Origin of the sequence: Acinetobacter calcoaceticus ANC 3811, from assembly GCF_000399665.1 — a bacterium.
Classification (GTDB): Bacteria; Pseudomonadota; Gammaproteobacteria; order Pseudomonadales; family Moraxellaceae; genus Acinetobacter; species Acinetobacter calcoaceticus_B.
Genome location: NZ_KB976986.1, coordinates 1,157,915 through 1,174,635 on the forward strand (window position 1 = coordinate 1,157,915; position 16,721 = coordinate 1,174,635).

The 16,721-nt window shown below is 36.8% G+C and carries 19 protein-coding genes; 4 read left to right on the plus strand and 15 right to left on the minus strand.

Going from position 1 to position 16,721, the window contains the following annotated elements; genetic code table 11:
- Positions 1-161 precede the first annotated feature (161 nt).
- The 7 genes from aroC to F935_RS06685 all read right to left on the minus strand — a co-directional run bounded on the left by aroC (position 162) and on the right by F935_RS06685 (position 6,507).
- Entirely contained in the window at positions 162-1,253 is a 1,092-nt protein-coding gene (gene aroC, locus F935_RS06655; RefSeq protein ID WP_016138209.1) for a chorismate synthase, read from the minus strand.
- A gap of 12 nt (positions 1,254-1,265) precedes the next feature.
- Positions 1,266-2,270: a 50S ribosomal protein L3 N(5)-glutamine methyltransferase gene (gene prmB / locus F935_RS06660; RefSeq protein WP_016138210.1), complete on the minus strand. Its 1,005-nt coding sequence runs from the start codon at positions 2,268-2,270 to the stop codon at positions 1,266-1,268.
- A gap of 226 nt (positions 2,271-2,496) precedes the next feature.
- Positions 2,497-3,702 carry a tryptophan synthase subunit beta gene (gene trpB, locus F935_RS06665; protein WP_016138211.1) on the minus strand — a complete coding sequence of 402 codons (1,206 nt, stop codon included), beginning with the start codon at positions 3,700-3,702 and terminating at the stop codon, positions 2,497-2,499.
- A 36-nt stretch (positions 3,703-3,738) separates the two neighbouring features.
- Positions 3,739-4,926, minus strand: coding sequence for a vWA domain-containing protein (locus F935_RS06670; RefSeq protein ID WP_016138212.1), 1,188 nt, complete (start codon positions 4,924-4,926; stop codon positions 3,739-3,741).
- Positions 4,927-4,941: 15 nt separating this feature from the next.
- The gene (locus F935_RS06675; RefSeq protein WP_016138213.1) at positions 4,942-5,793 is read right to left on the minus strand and encodes an AAA family ATPase; all 852 of its coding nucleotides are present in this window, start codon (positions 5,791-5,793) and stop codon (positions 4,942-4,944) included.
- Positions 5,794-5,822: 29 nt separating this feature from the next.
- Positions 5,823-6,209 (minus strand): hypothetical protein, encoded by a 387-nt coding sequence (locus F935_RS06680; protein ID WP_035366108.1) that lies wholly within the window; start codon positions 6,207-6,209, stop codon positions 5,823-5,825.
- Positions 6,202-6,507, minus strand: coding sequence for a YcgL domain-containing protein (locus F935_RS06685; protein WP_016138215.1), 306 nt, complete (start codon positions 6,505-6,507; stop codon positions 6,202-6,204). Before F935_RS06685 ends, F935_RS06680 begins: the two co-directional genes overlap by 8 nt.
- Positions 6,508-6,979: 472 nt before the next feature.
- Between F935_RS06685 and F935_RS06690 the strand changes: the two genes are divergently transcribed.
- Positions 6,980-7,144 (plus strand): hypothetical protein, encoded by a 165-nt coding sequence (locus tag F935_RS06690; protein ID WP_016138216.1) that lies wholly within the window; start codon positions 6,980-6,982, stop codon positions 7,142-7,144.
- 68 nt (positions 7,145-7,212) lie between these two features.
- Here F935_RS06690 and F935_RS06695 read toward each other — a convergent pair whose 3' ends face one another.
- The 3 genes from F935_RS06695 to F935_RS06705 all read right to left on the minus strand — a co-directional run bounded on the left by F935_RS06695 (position 7,213) and on the right by F935_RS06705 (position 8,942).
- On the minus strand, positions 7,213-7,548 hold the full coding sequence (locus F935_RS06695) for a hypothetical protein (protein WP_080645708.1): 336 nt from the start codon (positions 7,546-7,548) through the stop codon (positions 7,213-7,215).
- A gap of 178 nt (positions 7,549-7,726) precedes the next feature.
- Positions 7,727-7,993, minus strand: coding sequence for a hypothetical protein (locus F935_RS06700; RefSeq protein ID WP_016138218.1), 267 nt, complete (start codon positions 7,991-7,993; stop codon positions 7,727-7,729).
- A 97-nt stretch (positions 7,994-8,090) separates the two neighbouring features.
- The gene (locus F935_RS06705; RefSeq protein WP_016138219.1) at positions 8,091-8,942 is read right to left on the minus strand and encodes a LysR family transcriptional regulator; all 852 of its coding nucleotides are present in this window, start codon (positions 8,940-8,942) and stop codon (positions 8,091-8,093) included.
- A gap of 120 nt (positions 8,943-9,062) precedes the next feature.
- On the opposite strand from F935_RS06705, the gene F935_RS06710 reads away from it, so the two are divergent.
- Positions 9,063-9,746 (plus strand): FMN-dependent NADH-azoreductase, encoded by a 684-nt coding sequence (locus F935_RS06710; RefSeq protein ID WP_080645551.1) that lies wholly within the window; start codon positions 9,063-9,065, stop codon positions 9,744-9,746.
- A gap of 455 nt (positions 9,747-10,201) precedes the next feature.
- Here F935_RS06710 and F935_RS06715 read toward each other — a convergent pair whose 3' ends face one another.
- The 5 genes from F935_RS06715 to F935_RS06735 all read right to left on the minus strand — a co-directional run bounded on the left by F935_RS06715 (position 10,202) and on the right by F935_RS06735 (position 14,486).
- Positions 10,202-11,326, minus strand: coding sequence for a ribonuclease D (locus F935_RS06715; protein ID WP_016138221.1), 1,125 nt, complete (start codon positions 11,324-11,326; stop codon positions 10,202-10,204).
- 328 nt (positions 11,327-11,654) lie between these two features.
- Positions 11,655-12,251 carry a recombination mediator RecR gene (gene recR, locus F935_RS06720; protein ID WP_016138222.1) on the minus strand — a complete coding sequence of 199 codons (597 nt, stop codon included), beginning with the start codon at positions 12,249-12,251 and terminating at the stop codon, positions 11,655-11,657.
- Positions 12,252-12,260: 9 nt separating this feature from the next.
- Positions 12,261-12,590: a YbaB/EbfC family nucleoid-associated protein gene (locus tag F935_RS06725; RefSeq protein WP_004642711.1), complete on the minus strand. Its 330-nt coding sequence runs from the start codon at positions 12,588-12,590 to the stop codon at positions 12,261-12,263.
- A 280-nt stretch (positions 12,591-12,870) separates the two neighbouring features.
- Positions 12,871-13,104, minus strand: a complete 234-nt coding sequence (locus F935_RS06730; protein ID WP_016138223.1) for a hypothetical protein — start codon at positions 13,102-13,104, stop codon at positions 12,871-12,873.
- A 194-nt stretch (positions 13,105-13,298) separates the two neighbouring features.
- Positions 13,299-14,486, minus strand: coding sequence for an O-succinylhomoserine sulfhydrylase (locus tag F935_RS06735; protein WP_016138224.1), 1,188 nt, complete (start codon positions 14,484-14,486; stop codon positions 13,299-13,301).
- Positions 14,487-14,620: 134 nt separating this feature from the next.
- Here F935_RS06735 and F935_RS06740 point away from each other — a divergent pair, with 134 nt between their 5' ends.
- Both F935_RS06740 and F935_RS06745 read left to right on the plus strand, forming a co-directional pair.
- The gene (locus F935_RS06740) at positions 14,621-15,706 is read left to right on the plus strand and encodes an alpha/beta fold hydrolase (RefSeq protein ID WP_016138225.1); all 1,086 of its coding nucleotides are present in this window, start codon (positions 14,621-14,623) and stop codon (positions 15,704-15,706) included.
- Positions 15,707-15,716: 10 nt separating this feature from the next.
- Positions 15,717-16,589, plus strand: a complete 873-nt coding sequence (locus tag F935_RS06745) for an NAD(P)-dependent oxidoreductase (RefSeq protein ID WP_016138226.1) — start codon at positions 15,717-15,719, stop codon at positions 16,587-16,589.
- Positions 16,590-16,721 lie beyond the last annotated feature (132 nt).

Consider the following 16,721-nt stretch of genomic DNA (forward strand, 5'->3'; position numbering starts at 1 on the left):
CAGATGAATGTATTCAAAAATAAATCGCAGAATATTATATTTATATAAATATTATAAGACAAGAAAATAATTTAAAATTTAATCAAACTCAATGTAATAAAAATTAAAACCCCATATTTAAATTAAACATGGGGTTTTATTCATATAGTCAAAAGTTATGACTACGGTTCAATTGGAGCAAATGGCGGAATAACATCTGCATTTTGAGCACGATGACGTAGGAAGTGATCCATCAAAACAATAGCTAGCATGGCTTCTGCAATCGGTGCCGCACGTACACCTACACATGGGTCATGACGACCTTTAGTCAATACATCAGTATCTTCACGATTTAAATTAATCGTTTTACCTGGTGTCGTAATGCTTGCTGTTGGTTTTAGTGCAATAGCAACTCGAATGGACTGACCACTTGAGATACCGCCCAAAATACCACCCGCATGATTTGCTAAAAAGCCATTACTGGTCAATTCATCACGTGTTTCATGACCAAACTGTCCAGCAACTGCAAAACCATCACCAATTTCAACACCTTTAACCGCATTTATACTCATCATCGCATGAGCAATGTCAGCATCTAAACGGTCAAAAACAGGTTCGCCCCAGCCCACAGGAACTTTTTCCGCCAAAATTTCTAGCTTCGCGCCGCAACTTGTTCCTTGTTCACGTAAAGAAGTCACTAAGGCTTCAAAACGTGAAACAGCGTCTATATCACCACAGAAAAATGGATTATTTGGAACTTCATTCCAATCCAGTTTTTCAGCAACTTCATTGCCAATTTGTGTAACATGGCCACGAATCAAGACACCAAATTTCTCTGCTAAATATTTTTTAGCAATTGCGCCCGCTGCAACACGCATAGCAGTTTCACGAGCACTTGAACGGCCACCGCCACGATAGTCACGGAAACCGTATTTTTGCGTATATGTATAGTCGGCATGGCCAGGTCTAAAAGTTTGAGCAATATTGCCGTAATCTTTTGATTTCTGATCAGTATTCTCAATCAATAAACCAATTGGTGTACCTGTCGTTTTACCTTCAAAAACACCTGAAATGATTTTAACTTGATCAGGCTCTTTACGTTGAGTCGCAAACTTAGAAGTGCCCGGTTTACGACGATCAAGATCTGTTTGCAAGTCTTCTTCAGACAGCTCAAGACCCGGCGGCACACCATCAACAATTGCCATTAAGCCAACGCCATGAGACTCACCACAAGTGGTTACACGAAAGAGTTGTCCAATAGTATTCCCTGCCATATACCCAACTCCTTATATTTGCTCTTCAAATAGTTTTCTATAACGGCGACATTGTTCAGCAGTCAAAGCAAAAATACCTGAGCCACCTTTTTGGAAAGTAAGCCAGTTGAAATCAATCGTATTAAAGTTCTGACGCATTGACCATTCAGAATTACCTACTTCAATAACAATAAGGCCATCTTCAGTTAAGTAATCTGCCGCTTGTGCAAGCATTTTACGAACTAAGTCTAAACCATCTTGGCCTGCTGCCAATGCAAGTTCAGGTTCATGTAAAAACTCTTCTGGTAAGTCAGCCATATCTTCAGCATCAACGTATGGAGGATTACTTACAATCAAATCATACTGATTTTCAGCTGGAATCTTGGCAAACAAGTCAGATTCAAGTAATGCAACTTGATATTGCTTATTGTGGTGTTCTGTATTAATTGAAGCAACTTCTAAAGCTTCTTTAGAAATGTCAGTTGCATCTATTTCAGCGTCTGGATATGTATAAGCCAAAGCAACCGCAATACAACCAGAACCTGTACACATATCTAAAATACGGTGTGGAGTTTTAGGTTTTGCATTTTCTGGCAAATTATTGAGAGCTTCACGCATTTGACCATTTTCATCTAAACAATATGGCGCAAAACGTTGCTCAATTAATTCTGCAATTGGTGAACGTGGAATGAGTACACGCTCATCTACATAGAATGGCTTATTAAAGAAATAAGCAAGGTTTAATAAATAAGAGGTTGGAATACGGTCATTGATACGGCGTTCCAATAAGCTTAAAAATTCTGCTTTCTCACTTGGTAATAACTTCGCATCTAGAATTTCTGCGTCTGCTGACCATTCAAGAGATAAGGTTTGTAAAACTAATGCAGAGCTTTCTGCAAAATAATCTTCAGTACCTTGTCCTAAATGTGCATCATGTTGACGTAATGCTGATACCCCAAAACGAATGAAATCTCGAATTGTTGATAAATTTTCAGCCGCTTCCTGTAAATTTTCAGGGCTAATCGTCGGTCGCTCCACTTAGGCGTCTCCAAAGGCAAATTTTGCAAAATGACTATTCTACTGAGTGAGGTACAGCAAAGCAACGCTTTGCCCTATGAACCGGAGTTTTACAGACCTATCTCTAACAATCACACGTTAAAATGAGAATACTTTGTTTTAATTAAGAAATAATGAAATTTAATTTAGATGTTCAAAACAAAAAACAGCCCTTAAATGATGGGCTGCTTTTAAAGTTTAATTCATTTTAAAGCTTAAGCTTTTCGGCAACATAATCAGAGTCTTTATCCCCACGGCCCGACAGATTTACCACAAGCATGGTTTCTTTCGGCAGTTTTGGAGCTTCACGAATTGCCCATGCGACAGCATGTGAGCTTTCAAGCGCAGGAACAATGCCTTCAACACGAGAAAGTATCATAAAAGCATCTAAACATTCTTGGTCAGTTGCGGTGTTATATTCAACACGTCCTAAATCTTTTAAAAAGCTGTGTTGTGGTCCAACACCTGGATAATCTAGTCCTGAAGCAATAGAGTGCACAGGTAAAGGTTCACCTGCCTCATTTTCAAGGACATAACACGCCATACCATGAATTTGACTTGGCTTACCTAAAGTTAGCGTTGCTGAATGCATATTGGTTTCTAAACCATGTCCAGCCGGCTCAACCCCAACAAGTTTTACGTCTGAGTCATTTAAAAAGGCTGTAAATGCACCAATTGCATTTGAACCGCCGCCGACGCATGCCACAACATAATCCGGATTTTTTCCAAATCGCTGATGCGTTTGATCTTTAATTTCATTGCCAATAATCGATTGAAAATCACGTACCATTTTAGGGAATGGATGTGGACCTACAACAGAACCAATGGCATATATAAAGTTTTTTGGATCTTTTAAATATTCTTCAAATGCACTATCTACAGCATCTTTTAATGTTGCTGTACCACGTGTAACTGCCACCAAATGAGCACCCAAAATTTTCATTTTGACTACATTTGGATGTTCTTTTTCAATATCGACTTGACCCATGTGAATTTCACAGGGAATGCCTACTAATGCACAAGCTGTTGCCAAAGCAACGCCATGCTGACCAGCACCTGTTTCAGCAATAACTTTCGTTTTGCCCATATATTTAGCAAGTAAAGCTTCACCTAAGCAGTGATTGATTTTGTGAGCACCCGTGTGGTTCAAATCTTCACGTTTTAAGTAAATTTGTGCGCCACCTAACTGTTCAGATAAACGCTTCGCATGAAATAAGGGACTTGGACGGCCTACATAATTCGTAAAGAGGTCTGATAATTCATTTTGAAATTCAGCTGTATGGCGAATTTCTTCATAAGCAACATTAATTTCATCCATTGCTTCTTTTAAATGTGGAGGAATAAATTGTCCGCCATATTCACCAAAAAATCCTTGTTCATTCGGCAAAGCAATACCGTTAATTTGATGTTGCATATCATCCCTCTTTTTAAATTATTAAAGTTATTAAGCTTATCGAGAAAGGTAACGCGTCAAATCCTCAACGCCTTTTAGTGTCATTGGATACATATGATTTTCAAAAATCTCTTTAATCCAACCAATGGTCTGAGTGTAATGCCAATATCCTTCAGTTTCAGGGTTTAACCACGCTGTTTTATCAAAATGTTGACGTAGGCGACGTAACCAAACCTCACCTGTTTCATCATTCATGTATTCAACCGAACCACCCACCGATTTCAACTCATACGGTGCCATACTGGCATCACCGACTACAATTACACGATAGTCGCGTCCATAGGTGTGAAATAGATCCCATGTATTCATACGTGTGGCTGTGCGGCGATGATTATCTTTCCAAACATAGTCATAAAGACAATTATGGAAATAGAAGTACTCAAGTGTTTTAAACTCACTTTTAGCGGCACTAAACAGTTTTTCGCACTGTGCAATATGAGCATCCATGGAACCGCCCACATCAAACAACATCAGCACTTTTATTCGGTTTCGACGCTCAGGCACCATTTGAACATCTAAAATACCTTGCTTGGCTGTTTCACGGATTGTACCGTCAACATCCAACTCTTCAGCTGCACCTTGGCGCGCAAATTTACGCAAACGGCGCAAAGCAATTTGCATCTGGCGAGTACCAAGAACTTGGTCATCATCTAGATTTTGATATTTACGTTGTTCCCAGACTTTAACCGCTGAACGTTTACGCCCTGGTCCACCAATTCTGACGCCTTCTGGATGATCTCCAAAGGCCCCAAAAGGTGAAGTACCACCAGTACCCACCATGCGGTTACCACCCTGATGTTTTTTATGCTGTTCGCGTAACCGCTCTTCCAGCATTTTCATCAGTTCTTCTAAGGAACCTGCTTTTTGGAGTTCTGCCCGTTGCTCAGGAGTTAAATGCTTTTCTAGAAGTTCTAAATCAAACCAGTCTTTTGGTAACTTATGAACTTGCTTGAGTAACTCATCCAGATCAAAGGTTTCAATGCCGTCAAAGTAATCTTTCATGGCGCGATCGAACTTGTCAAAAAAGCGCTCATCTTTAACTAAAATTGTTTTAGCAAGTTGATAGAACTCTTCTTGATCGGCAAAAACTAAACCTTCACTTACTGCACGGTTTAAGTCAATAAGTTCACGAGTTGTAACTGGAACACCGTATTTACGTAAGGTGTAAAATAACCGCACAAACATGGGTTATTCCCTCCTTTAACGTCGAGACATGAAAGCCAAACGTTCGAGGAGTTGCACATCCTGCTCGTTTTTGATTAGCGCACCATATAAAGGTGGAATCGCTTTAGATGTATCTCGATTGCGTAATACATCTTCTGGCATATCATCTGCCATGAGCAAGCTTAACCAATCAATTAACTCAGAGGTTGATGGTGGTTTCTTCAAATTAGGAATTTCACGTAGTTTAAAGAAAACCTGTAAAGCTTCGTTTACTAGTGTTGTAGAGATATTTGGGAAATGAACCGCAATGATTTCTCGCATTGTAGCTTCATCTGGAAACTCAATGTAATGAAAGAAACAACGACGTAAGAAAGCATCTGGCAATTCTTTTTCATTATTCGAAGTAATAATGACGATTGGGCGCTGTGTTGCCGTAATGGTTTCACTAGTTTCATAAACATAGAAAGACATTTTATCAAGTTCATGCAATAAGTCATTTGGAAACTCAATATCGGCTTTGTCAATTTCATCAATTAACAATACACAACGTTCTTCACTCGTGAAAGCTTCCCACAATTTACCGGGTTTAATATAGTTCTTAATATCGTAAACACGATCATCACCCAACTGGCTGTCTCGTAAACGAGAAACAGCATCATATTCATACAACCCTTGCTGTGCTTTGGTTGTCGATTTAATATGCCAAGTAATGAGTTTTAAGCCCAAGCTTTGTGCTACTTGCTCAGCAAGTAAAGTTTTACCCGTACCAGGTTCACCTTTAATCAGTAAAGGCTTTTGTAAAGCACGAGCTGCTTTTACAGCGAGCTTAAGACTATCAGTCGCGATATATTGATCTGTACCGGTAAAATGTTGGGTATCAGCAGACATGTAAAGACCTTATTTTTCTATTTCAATGGTTAGATGGAACGCATGCTTTTGTTCATTGAATATTTTGACCAACAATATCCAATCACCAAACCTAGACCAACTACAAACAGAATTAAAGATAAATTTGACCAGATTAGAGGGCTATCTTTGGTTAAAACACCAAATAGTAGTCCAAAAATAGCTGGTGCTACCGATGCATTCGGCCCTTCAGACACTGTTGGTGTAACTAAAATAGCAAAGACAATAAGCCAGCTAATTGCACCAAAAGTTGTAGGAAGGCGACGCATTAATCGCCACCAACACCATAAAGCAATAATAGCGCCTATTCCATAAGCTGTTAAAGCAATAACACCTTCAGGAACAACATCCAAAAAAGAGAATAATTGATTCATTATTCCAGTTTGATCTTCACGCACCACGTAAGCCCTCTGGTTCAACCGCATTTGGGTTAATTAACCCTTCTGGCGGCATCTGAATAAAGAAACCTTTTGTTTGTAATGAGTCTAAAACATGTAAAACATTAGCACGCGCCAATTTACGTGTTGGAGCTAATTCTAAATGCATGACAAACGTTGCACGACCAAACGCTTGTACAACAGCTTCAGGAATATTTTCAAACGGATCAGCTTGTTCCGCATCGTCAGGATAGTTTGGACGAGCAATATACATGTACATTTCATCTTTTTTGCTCGATCTATAAATATCACAGTGCATTTCAAATCAACTCTTGAACTAAGGACAGCATACATGAAAAAAAACGACTCACACACGCAGGTTTGTTTACGCATCAGTCGTTTTTTTAATTCTTAGGAAATATTAACCTACAACATTGATTAAGGTCGATAATAACTTTGTTCCAGATAAAAGCTGGCTTCCACAGTAAATTAACAAGTATTTGATTTAAAACAATAAATATAATTATCATTTTTAATAAAATAAAAACAATTTTAGAAAAAAATAAGAAATCGTTCGTTATTGAGTACTTTTTGTAATCTACTTCTAATACTTTCACCCTTTAATGCTATGAAATTTATCACATTAAACTTAAATATTATCTTTTTTAAATTCACATTTAAGTCAAACTTCTAACCACTTACTACACATTAGCAGACATTACTTAACTGGTTTAAATTCTCAATATGTTTCAATAATAAAGTTCTAAATCATAGATGTGGAGGATGAACTTATGCCTCGCGGTGATAAAACAGCTTATACCACAAAGCAAAAACGTCAGGCTAAACATATTGTTGAGAGTGAAGTAGATAGAGGTCATTCTCAAGAAGAAGCTGAACGTATTGCATGGTCTACTGTCAATAAACAAGATGGTGGCGGTAAGAAAAAGTCTCACTAAAACAAACTTTGAATACTTCTTTAGCTAGGGCTAAAGAAGTATTTTTATCAAAAACGAATGAATGGTGTTTAGAAAACTCGAGAGCTCTTTATATAGTCATCGCTTACTTGATTTAAGGCATTCAAAATAGCGCTATCATCTTGGCTTAACAGAGCTTTATTAAGGCATTCCATATAGCCTATAAGCATAGTCTTAGAGGTATGGGCAAATTCAGAGGTTACTGCTTCATCTTCATATAAAATCACGTAGCTACGTGCAAAACCATAGATTAAATAGACGGCTGCTTTTTCTTTTGTATTTTGAGATTCTTTAAGAGACTGTTCACAAGCATTTTTTAAGTCTTTAAATGCATCTGTACCAGTAGATTGATTTTTGAAAGATAAAAGTATTGTTTGGAAGTTCATATCCATATTCCACTCAAAAAGTAAAGCTACAGAAGATGATAGAACCTGTCAAATAATATCCTGATTAACATAAGTTTAAATGTAAATAAATTTATATTGATTTCCCTGAATTACGAAAAATCATGCAATAAAAAACCACCCTTGTTTTAAGGGTGGTTTGGTTAAAACGTATCAACAATTAGAAGCTTATTTCTAGCGTTATAGTAGTACCCGAGTGCTCAATATCAGTTGAGACATTAAACCCTCTGTTTTTAAGCTCCTCTTCAACCAGTGTAAGATGATCAGGGCTTATGGCATCAACAGGAAACCAGAAAGTTGCTTTTCGCTTCCCTTCCTTAGATTCAGACTCAGTACCAGTTAAAATTTTTTCCAATATGACATCTTGATTTATTTTAAAGTTTTTAGCATTTTGACGAGCTTGTTCAGCATTAAAGTTGTTAAGCATATTTATCTCTCTAATTATTAATTTATCTAAGTTTATAGCATAAAAAGGCTATATAAGTTTTAGTGTTGTGTAGTTAAAACCAATCAAAAATAGAAGCTTATTGATTAAATAACTTTTCTACCCATTCAATAAATTTTCTAGCATTTCTATTTTTAAAATCTTCCTTATTTGGAATGTAGTAACACAGCTCTGATTGAATAGGTTTCGTTTTAAACTCCTGTAAAAGATTCGCCTTAACCAACCTATGGGTAAGTGTAGCAGAACAAAATACTAATCCATTGGCAGATAAAGCCTCATGTATGCCAAAAATTTCCTGATCAAATTTCTTAATTATCACCCTCTTTTGGTCCCATCCATTCACCTCAAGCCATGTCTCTAATGGTGGACTTGGTAATGCTTTATTTTTCCATTCTGTGGTGAATAACGTTATTGGCTCACTCGTATCTTGGGTCAGAGTAAGTTTAGATGCACCAAATACATTAAAAGACTCATATTTAAGGACATCTTTAGAAGGTACTGAAGATACATCACCATATCGAATAGGCAATGTATATAAGTGACTTTCTAAAGCTTCACCTGTAGAGAATTCAACTGATATATCGGGGTGCAATTGATAAAATTCATTTATAGAAGGAATTAACAGCATTGCAGCGAGTGAAGACGTACTAGCCACTCTCACTACATTTCCATTTACTGTTATTTCATCTAATGCATCTTCAATTTTACGAAACCCTTCAGAAATTGCCCCTGCAAGTCTCTCTCCGGTGGTTGTAAGTGTTATTTTTCTTACTTGTCGATGAAACAAATCAACATTTAGCCTACTTTCAAGATTGGCAATATGATGTGAAATTGAAGTGGGTGTTAGCGAAAGTTCTTCAGCAGCTAATTTAAAACTCCCCAATCGAGCAGCTGATTCAAATGCCTTAAGTGCTTGCAAAGAGACTTGCATGCTTTCTCCAAAGTTAGATTTATAGGTGAACTAAACTCATCTATAAATGTAATTTTCTCGTTTGTCTACTTATCTTTTAAAACTCAAAATAAATTAAACCTTAACCTCTTTTTGGAATTTATGATGAGTAAAATATTACATATAGATGCTAGCGTTAGAGCTACGATTAACCCTAATCCAAACCATAATTCGATTTCTAAAAATATTGCCAGCAAATTGGTCAACTCATGGAAAAAACAACTGGCTATAGATGAGTATATCTATCGTGATGTAGGAATGAATCCGCCACCATTTATTACTCAAGACTGGATTGATGCTGTATTCACACCTGAAAATAAAAGAACTCAAGCTCAATGTGATGTTTTATCTATATCAGATCAGTTAATAGCGGAAGTTTCGAGTTCAGATATCATTTTAATTTCTTCCCCTATGTACAATTATGGTATGCCTGCTCAACTTAAAGCGTGGTTCGACCAAATTATTCGGATTAATAAAACATTTGATTTTGATCTTGCTCGAGGAGACTTTCCTTTAGAACCGCTTCTATCTGGAAAAATTTTAATCATTATCACCTCTAGTGGAGAGTTTGGTTTTGAGAAAGAAGGCATCCGCCATCACATGAATCATCTTGTACCTCACCTTCGCACGCTCAGCAAATATTTAGGCGTAGAGAAAATTTATGAAATTGCTTCAGAATATCAAGAGTTTGGAGATGAACGACATACAGAGTCATTCGAAAATGCTTTTCAAAAAGCTGAAAAACTCGTAGCTGAACTTTCTGTCTCGTACACAGAAAATTCGTAGGATATGATTCCTTAATTTTTAAAATTTAATAAGCTACTGATAATCTTAACTGAGCTGTCTTATTAAAAATAAAAAGCCAACCCAATTGGGTTGGCTTTTTTATTTCTGCACCGAAACTAACTTATAGTTATATATTATTTATATTGAAATTGTTTTTCTTGCATCCAAGAATATACAGACCTGTATGTTTAATCAATTGAATTTTTCTCATTGAATCAGTTAATTTAATTCATTATCACTTTTACAAATTAAAACCTCTTCAATTCATCACTTTACTAGCTTTTAAAATAAGTTCATTATTTAGTGTAACTAATATAAGGATTTACTTTGTTAACTATTAATATTGAATATCTTTTATTTATAAATGAAAACTACTCAATTTAAATTATTTACTACTCTTAATTAAAAAAGCCCATCACAAAGATGAGCTTTTAAATTTTAACGATCACATCATTTTAACTAGATAGACTTTCTTTTTCTTCTTGAAATAACTGAATTAATGGTTGAGTTAATAGCTCATAACGCCAACCCAATAGATAATCAGGTAAATCTTGTTCATCCCCTTGAGAAAGAACATGCTGATGAATTGCATTTAGCCATTTCTTTCTAAGTAATACCTCTTTAGGAATAGAAGTTTCACTTATTGCATGGGCAAGTACCATATCCATTCTGTGTAGAGTTTCTTTAGATGTTACTTTAAAAGGTTTAGCAATTCTTGTTGGCCATTCGCTTTCATTCGGTAAATCTTTAAGTAATTCTAAAATAGTTTTTCCATATTCACGGACTACATTTGGGCGAATATCCTTAACTTGCGAAAGTTGAAAACTATTACGTGGATTCTTTTCAACCATATCAATCATGGTTGAGTTTCTAAGAATAAAACTGCGTGGCTGATTCGTCGCTTTAACAATGTATTCACGCCATTGACTTAAATTTTGTAGTTGCATCAATTGACGGCGCGAATGACGATAATTACCAACATCGCTATAGAGTAACTCTGTTGGTGTTTCACTAATAATTTCTTTAGTTAAACTTCTACAATCTTCAAGAACATAGTCATAAAGCCCTTTCTGCTTAAGCTGTTCTTGAATATGATGCGCTAACTTCATTATATATAGAACATCATTTGCGGCATAACAGAGTTGCTGAGGTGATAAAGGCCGAGCCAACCAATCAGATCTTGTTTGATCTTTTTCAATATCAATGTCGAGGCAAAGCTTTAAAGCACCTTGGTAACTTACTTGCAGACCATGGCCTAAGAAAGAAAGCCCTACTTGAGTATCAAACACATTAAGCAGATCTTCTTGATCAGCGTAATGATAGATTAAATCGATGTCTTCCCCACATGCATGAAAAATGTTCTGCTGTGCGAGAAATATTTTGTCCCAAAACTGACTTAGATCTAATGAAACGCCATCCAACAGATAAACATTGCCATTTACATTGACTTGGCATACTCCAAGTTTAGGCCAGAGTGTGTCAACCTTAATAAATTCTGTATCAAGTCCATATATCGAACATTGATCCATTTTTTGAAGAACATCAACCAAATCGGTTTGCTGTTGGATAAACTGAAACATGCTTTCTCAAGTAAATGCAAAGAGTGCTTAGAACTCTGGTATATATAACATAGAAGTAGGAAATTACCACTTAAACCTTTTTGAATACTCTATTTTTGAACAATTTTTCGAAAATAGATAATTTTTTGATCTTTTATTTATACTTTTAAAGTTAACTCCAAATATGTGTTGTTTAAAATCTATCAGATCTTTTTCATTCTTATGTGTTTTCATATTTTATTTAAAAGATCTTTTTAAATTAAAGACAAAATTGTATTTGCCTTTTATAGCTAAATTAATAAATTTAATTCAATTTTATATAGCATTAATGAAACAAGCATCGAAATGCTTATTTCATTCTCATGCGGTTATGAACTGCCTGACTTAAGGTATGGCTATCTACATACTCAAGTTCACCACCTTGCGGTACGCCTTGAGCAATACGTGTCATTTGTATAGGTAAATGCTTAGTCGCCTCTACCAAATAATGAGCAGTCGCCTGTCCTTCTACAGTCGCATTTGTTGCCAAAATCACTTCTTCAATAGAACCTTGGCTTAAACGCTGAATCAGATAAGGAATACCAATTTCTTCTGGGCCAATACCGTCTAAGGGAGAAAGATGCCCGCCTAAAACATGATATTTACCACGGAAACTTCCACTTTGCTCAATCGCCATGACATCTGCTGGTGATTCAACCACACACAATAGTTGATCTTCTCGGTCAGTTGAGGCACAAATATCACAAATTTCATGTTCAGTTAGAGAATGACAAACGTTGCACTCATGAATATAACTTGAAGCTTCATGTAGAGCATGGGCTAATGCAAACGCGCCTTCTCGATTTTTCATCAAAAGATGTAATGCCATACGTTGAGCCGACTTCGGACCAACGCTAGGCAGTATACGTAAAGCTTGAACGAGTTGTTCAAATCTATCGCTAAACACAGAATTTCCTTAGAACATGCCCGCTAAGCCAGGTGGCAAGCCCATACCAGAATTTGCTTTTTGCATTTTTTCTTCTGAAATAACTTCAGCTTGACGTACAGCATCGTTTACCGCTGCAGCAATCAAGTCTTCAATCATATCTGGTTCATCTTGAAGTAATTCAGGGTTAATTTCGATACGTTTTACAAGATAGCGACCATTCATGGTTACTTTAACCAAACCACCACCAGCTTCTGCTTGGACTTCAGTTTGGGCAAGCTCTTCTTTCGCCTTTTTTATATTTGTTTCCATATCTTTTTGCATGCGCTGCGCTTGCTGCATGAGCATATTGATATTCATAACTTTACTCCGTATCTCTATCAAATCTTTAAAGTATTATTCGTTATCTGGTAATACTTTATAAAAACTTAATCTCATTGAACCAACCCATGTGATTAAAATCCATACAGATTAGTGCATTGAACTCAAATTAATCCGTAATTCTGACACAATAGACTAATGTTTTCTATCAGTATCTCTAGCTCTATTTTACGTAGCTACATGAATAGCGTGGTTAAACCTAGACACACTTCATAAATGCCTACATGTTTACATTCAAGTCTTATGAAAATTTAGGTCACTATCGAGATGCCTGTAAACCTTTATCAATTGTTTTATATTCACTTAAAGGAACTTTCTTAAAGGAGGTATTTGCTTCTTGAATAGATTTATCTGCTTCTTGCACAGACTTCTCTGCATTGTTAATCAATAAGGTTGTTTCATTCGCTGGGTTCTGATTCGGTTTAGTCAGCAATTTGTATCCAACTACCCCGATTACCCCCACTACAACAACGATAGCAATAGGCTTAAGCATTTTAAAACTCACATTTCTTCTAATTAAATTTAAAGTCTTTATACCCTGTGCTCTAAGCTCTCATTTAAACAAAAATGTAGGTTTTTTATTGCAATTCTGAAAATTTGGTAACATTTAAATATAAAAAACCATCTCGATTAAAGAGATGGTTTCATGAATAAAATAACTAAAGATAATTATTTCGATCTAGATAATTAGATCAGATCAAGACCACGTGAGATATCACGAATAATATCGTTAATATCTTCTAAGCCAACAGATACACGGATTAAACCCTCTTTGATGCCTGCTGCGGCTTTTGCTTCAGCAGAAAGTTTGCCATGTGTAGTCGTTGCAGGGTGTGTAATTGTTGACTTCACATCCCCTAGGTTACCGGTAATAGAAATAAACTTGGTATTATCGATGACCTTCCAAGCACCTTCACGTTCGCCTTTAACAACGAAAGAAACAATCCCACCAAAACCATTTTGCTGTTTAGCGGCAAGTTCATGACCTTCTTGAGTTGGTAAACCAGCGTAGTAAACTTTTTCTACTTTTTCATGAGTAGATAACCATTCTGCAAGAATTTGAGCACTTTCACAGTGTGCTTTCATACGCAAACGTAAAGTCTCTAAACCTTTTAAGAAAACCCATGCATTAAATGGACTCATTGATGGTCCAAGCGTACGGACAACACCAAACACTTCTTCTAACAACTGATGATTACCAACAACAGCACCACCTAATGCACGTCCTTGCCCATCTAAATATTTAGTTGCCGAGTAAATGACAAGGTCTGCGCCAAACTTTAATGGTTGCTGTAAAACAGGCGTACAAAAACTGTTATCAACCGCCAGTAATGCGCCATGCGCATGGGCAATATCTGCAAGCGCTTGAATATCTGCGATCTCGGCTAGAGGGTTAGATGGTGACTCAACAAATAAAAGTTTAGTTTCTGGACGTACTGCATTTTTCCATGCATCCAAATCACATAAATCAACAAATGTAATATCTACACCAAACTTGGCAATATATTTTTCAAACAAGGCAACAACTGAACCAAAAACTGCTCTTGAGCAAATAACATGATCACCCGCTTTTAGATATGCCATAGTAACTGACAAAATCGCGCCCATTCCAGAGCTTGTCGCAACAGCGCGTTCAGCACCATCTAGAGCTGCCAAGCGTTTTTCGAACATCGATACAGTCGGATTGGTAAAACGTGAATAGATATTCCCTTGAACCTGACCAGAAAATTTTGCTGCAGCTTCTTCTGCATTTTCATATACGAATGATGAAGTCAAAAAAATCGGTTCGCCATGTTCACCTTCAAAACTACGAGTATGTCCGGTACGAATGGCTAAGGTATCAAGTTGGTATTCTAAATCATCAGACTGGTTCATTAAATGTTCGCCTTTACTGGTCATGTACTAAAAACTATCTTCATTTTGAGTGTCTAAGGTATTTAAGGTCAAGGTAAACCTTAAAATTATCGCTTAGACTTTATTCAACTTTAGTAAATAGTTGGTAAAGCAAGATGAAACGCTTAAAGTCCCTTGTCTCTGAACAAAGTCAAATCAAGCACCTTTCTGCCCGACTATTTCATCCAAAAACATTGGTTCTGTCACAAAGTACGCCCTATGAAGTCATTGGCGAATTCAATCAAACCCATATTCGCTATTACGCAGCAACACAAAAAAAATTTAAAGAGCCTTTGGTATTCGTTGCCCCACTCGCAATTAATATGGCGATTTATGATTTATACCCTTATCGTTCTCTTATTAAATATTTCCAAAATGCTGGTTTCGATGTCTATTTGGTCGATTGGGGCAGTTTAAAATTTAAAGATAGACACCTTAACTTTTTATCATTTATTGAAGATTTCATTCCTAAAGCGATTGAAATCATCCGAACACATTCAAAAAGTGAGCAAATCTCGCTCCATGGCTGGAGTATGGCTGGCATATTCGTTACTTTATATGCCGCTCTGAACCAACCCAACCATATTAAAAATTTAATTGTTCTGGGTAGTCCAATAGATAGTTATGCATCTGGCCATATTGGTAAGCTCTATCGGACAATGAACCATTTGATTGGTCGCAATAAGAAAATTCAGGAACGTATTTATTCTGGATTGCCAAAACGTCTGATCCACAGTCCCGGAATTTTAAATTCATTAGGTTTCAAAATTCTTGATCCTAAAGGTTGGTTTGATGGACATCTGCAATTGCTAAAAAACCTTGATGACCTGCAATTTGTACAAGAACATGCAACCTTAAGTAGTTTTTTAAATAACATGATTGATTATCCAGGTGGGATTAATCAGGACATGTTGTTTAATGTCTGGCTACAAAATCCGTTAAAACGTGGCTTTATTCAGTTAAAAGATAAGAAAATCGAATTAAAAAATATAGATTGTCCGCTCTTAGTTGGCGCGGGTCGTAGTGATCAGTTGGTCACTGCTGACGCTGCTTCGCCATTAAGTCAATTGACAAGCAGTCAGGATGTCACGTTTACTCTCATCCCCGGTGGTCATTTGGGCCTAATGTCGAGTCAAGCAAGTGCTCTGGAGTTTTGGCCGAAACTGGCTGCATGGCTCGCCGAACGTTCAACACAAATTTAAGGATAAGGTCATGAGTCAATCTGTTGCATTTATTGGTTTGGGTGCAATGGGCTACCGTATGGCAGCGCATTTACCAAAACACTTCGATACTGTCTATGTATGGAATCGAAATTTTGAAAAAGCCAAACAACATGCAGCAGACTATGGCACTAAGGCTGTCTCATTAGAGCAAGCGGTACAAGCAGATATTATCTTTTCATGCTTACCGACAAGCACTGATGTAGAAGCGCTTATTAGTAGTGTAGAAATTAAATCTGGAGCAATCTGGATAGACTGTACCAGTGGTGTTCCTGACTCTGCCCGCACATTAGCAAGCTTATTAAAACAGTTAAATGTTGATTTTCTAGATGCTCCAGTAAGCGGTCAAACCGTGGGTGCTGAGAACGCAACTTTGACTGTAATGGTGGGTGGTGATGCAGTAGCTTTCGAACGCGCATTGCCAGCTCTACAAGCGGTAGGAAAATTAATTAAACATGTGGGTGAGTCTGGCGCTGGATTTGCCGTAAAAGCCGTTAATAATATGTTACTCGCAGTTAACCTTTGGTCTGTTGCAGAAGGTTTCAGTGCTTTAAAAGCGCATGGAGTAAGCTTGAACGAAGCTTTAGAGTGTATTAATGCTTCAAGTGGTAAAAGCCTGGTAACAGAGACTATCTTCCCTCAGCGTGTACTGAGTCGTGAATTCCCAGTAACCTTTGGCTTACCTCTTCTTGCCAAAGACACAGGAATTGCTTTGGACTTAGTCCATCAAGCTAAGCTTCCTGCTCCACTTTTGTCATTAACACAAAGTTTAATTCAAGCTGCTCATTTAACGGCTGAAGACAACAGTGATTTCTCTACGGCAGTGAAAATGTATGAAGCATGGACAAAGATCACCTTAGAATAAATTTGACTTTTAAAAGACTACTTATTAAAGATGCTTATTTTAATAAGATGAAAAATGAGGGCGTGAAAACTCGATTATTTAAAGTAAGTATATTTCTAAAGAACTTTTCTATAACCTGAAAAATTGAATATG

Excerpts from the sequence above, each read along its gene's own strand:
- aroC (WP_016138209.1), bottom strand. The coding sequence starts at position 1,253 with ATGGCAGGGAATACTATTGGACAACTCTTTCGTGTAACCACTTGTGGT.
- trpB (WP_016138211.1), bottom strand. The coding sequence starts at position 3,702 with ATGCAACATCAAATTAACGGTATTGCTTTGCCGAATGAACAAGGATTT.
- F935_RS06670 (WP_016138212.1), bottom strand. The coding sequence starts at position 4,926 with ATGTTTGTGCGGTTATTTTACACCTTACGTAAATACGGTGTTCCAGTT.
- F935_RS06675 (WP_016138213.1), bottom strand. The coding sequence starts at position 5,793 with ATGTCTGCTGATACCCAACATTTTACCGGTACAGATCAATATATCGCG.
- F935_RS06685 (WP_016138215.1), bottom strand. The coding sequence starts at position 6,507 with ATGCACTGTGATATTTATAGATCGAGCAAAAAAGATGAAATGTACATG.
- F935_RS06690 (WP_016138216.1), top strand. The coding sequence starts at position 6,980 with ATGCCTCGCGGTGATAAAACAGCTTATACCACAAAGCAAAAACGTCAG.
- F935_RS06695 (WP_080645708.1), bottom strand. The coding sequence starts at position 7,548 with ATGAACTTCCAAACAATACTTTTATCTTTCAAAAATCAATCTACTGGT.
- F935_RS06700 (WP_016138218.1), bottom strand. The coding sequence starts at position 7,993 with ATGCTTAACAACTTTAATGCTGAACAAGCTCGTCAAAATGCTAAAAAC.
- F935_RS06705 (WP_016138219.1), bottom strand. The coding sequence starts at position 8,942 with ATGCAAGTCTCTTTGCAAGCACTTAAGGCATTTGAATCAGCTGCTCGA.
- F935_RS06710 (WP_080645551.1), top strand. The coding sequence starts at position 9,063 with ATGATGAGTAAAATATTACATATAGATGCTAGCGTTAGAGCTACGATT.
- F935_RS06715 (WP_016138221.1), bottom strand. The coding sequence starts at position 11,326 with ATGTTTCAGTTTATCCAACAGCAAACCGATTTGGTTGATGTTCTTCAA.
- F935_RS06725 (WP_004642711.1), bottom strand. The coding sequence starts at position 12,590 with ATGAATATCAATATGCTCATGCAGCAAGCGCAGCGCATGCAAAAAGAT.
- F935_RS06730 (WP_016138223.1), bottom strand. The coding sequence starts at position 13,104 with ATGCTTAAGCCTATTGCTATCGTTGTTGTAGTGGGGGTAATCGGGGTA.
- F935_RS06735 (WP_016138224.1), bottom strand. The coding sequence starts at position 14,486 with ATGAACCAGTCTGATGATTTAGAATACCAACTTGATACCTTAGCCATT.
- F935_RS06740 (WP_016138225.1), top strand. The coding sequence starts at position 14,621 with ATGAAACGCTTAAAGTCCCTTGTCTCTGAACAAAGTCAAATCAAGCAC.
- F935_RS06745 (WP_016138226.1), top strand. The coding sequence starts at position 15,717 with ATGAGTCAATCTGTTGCATTTATTGGTTTGGGTGCAATGGGCTACCGT.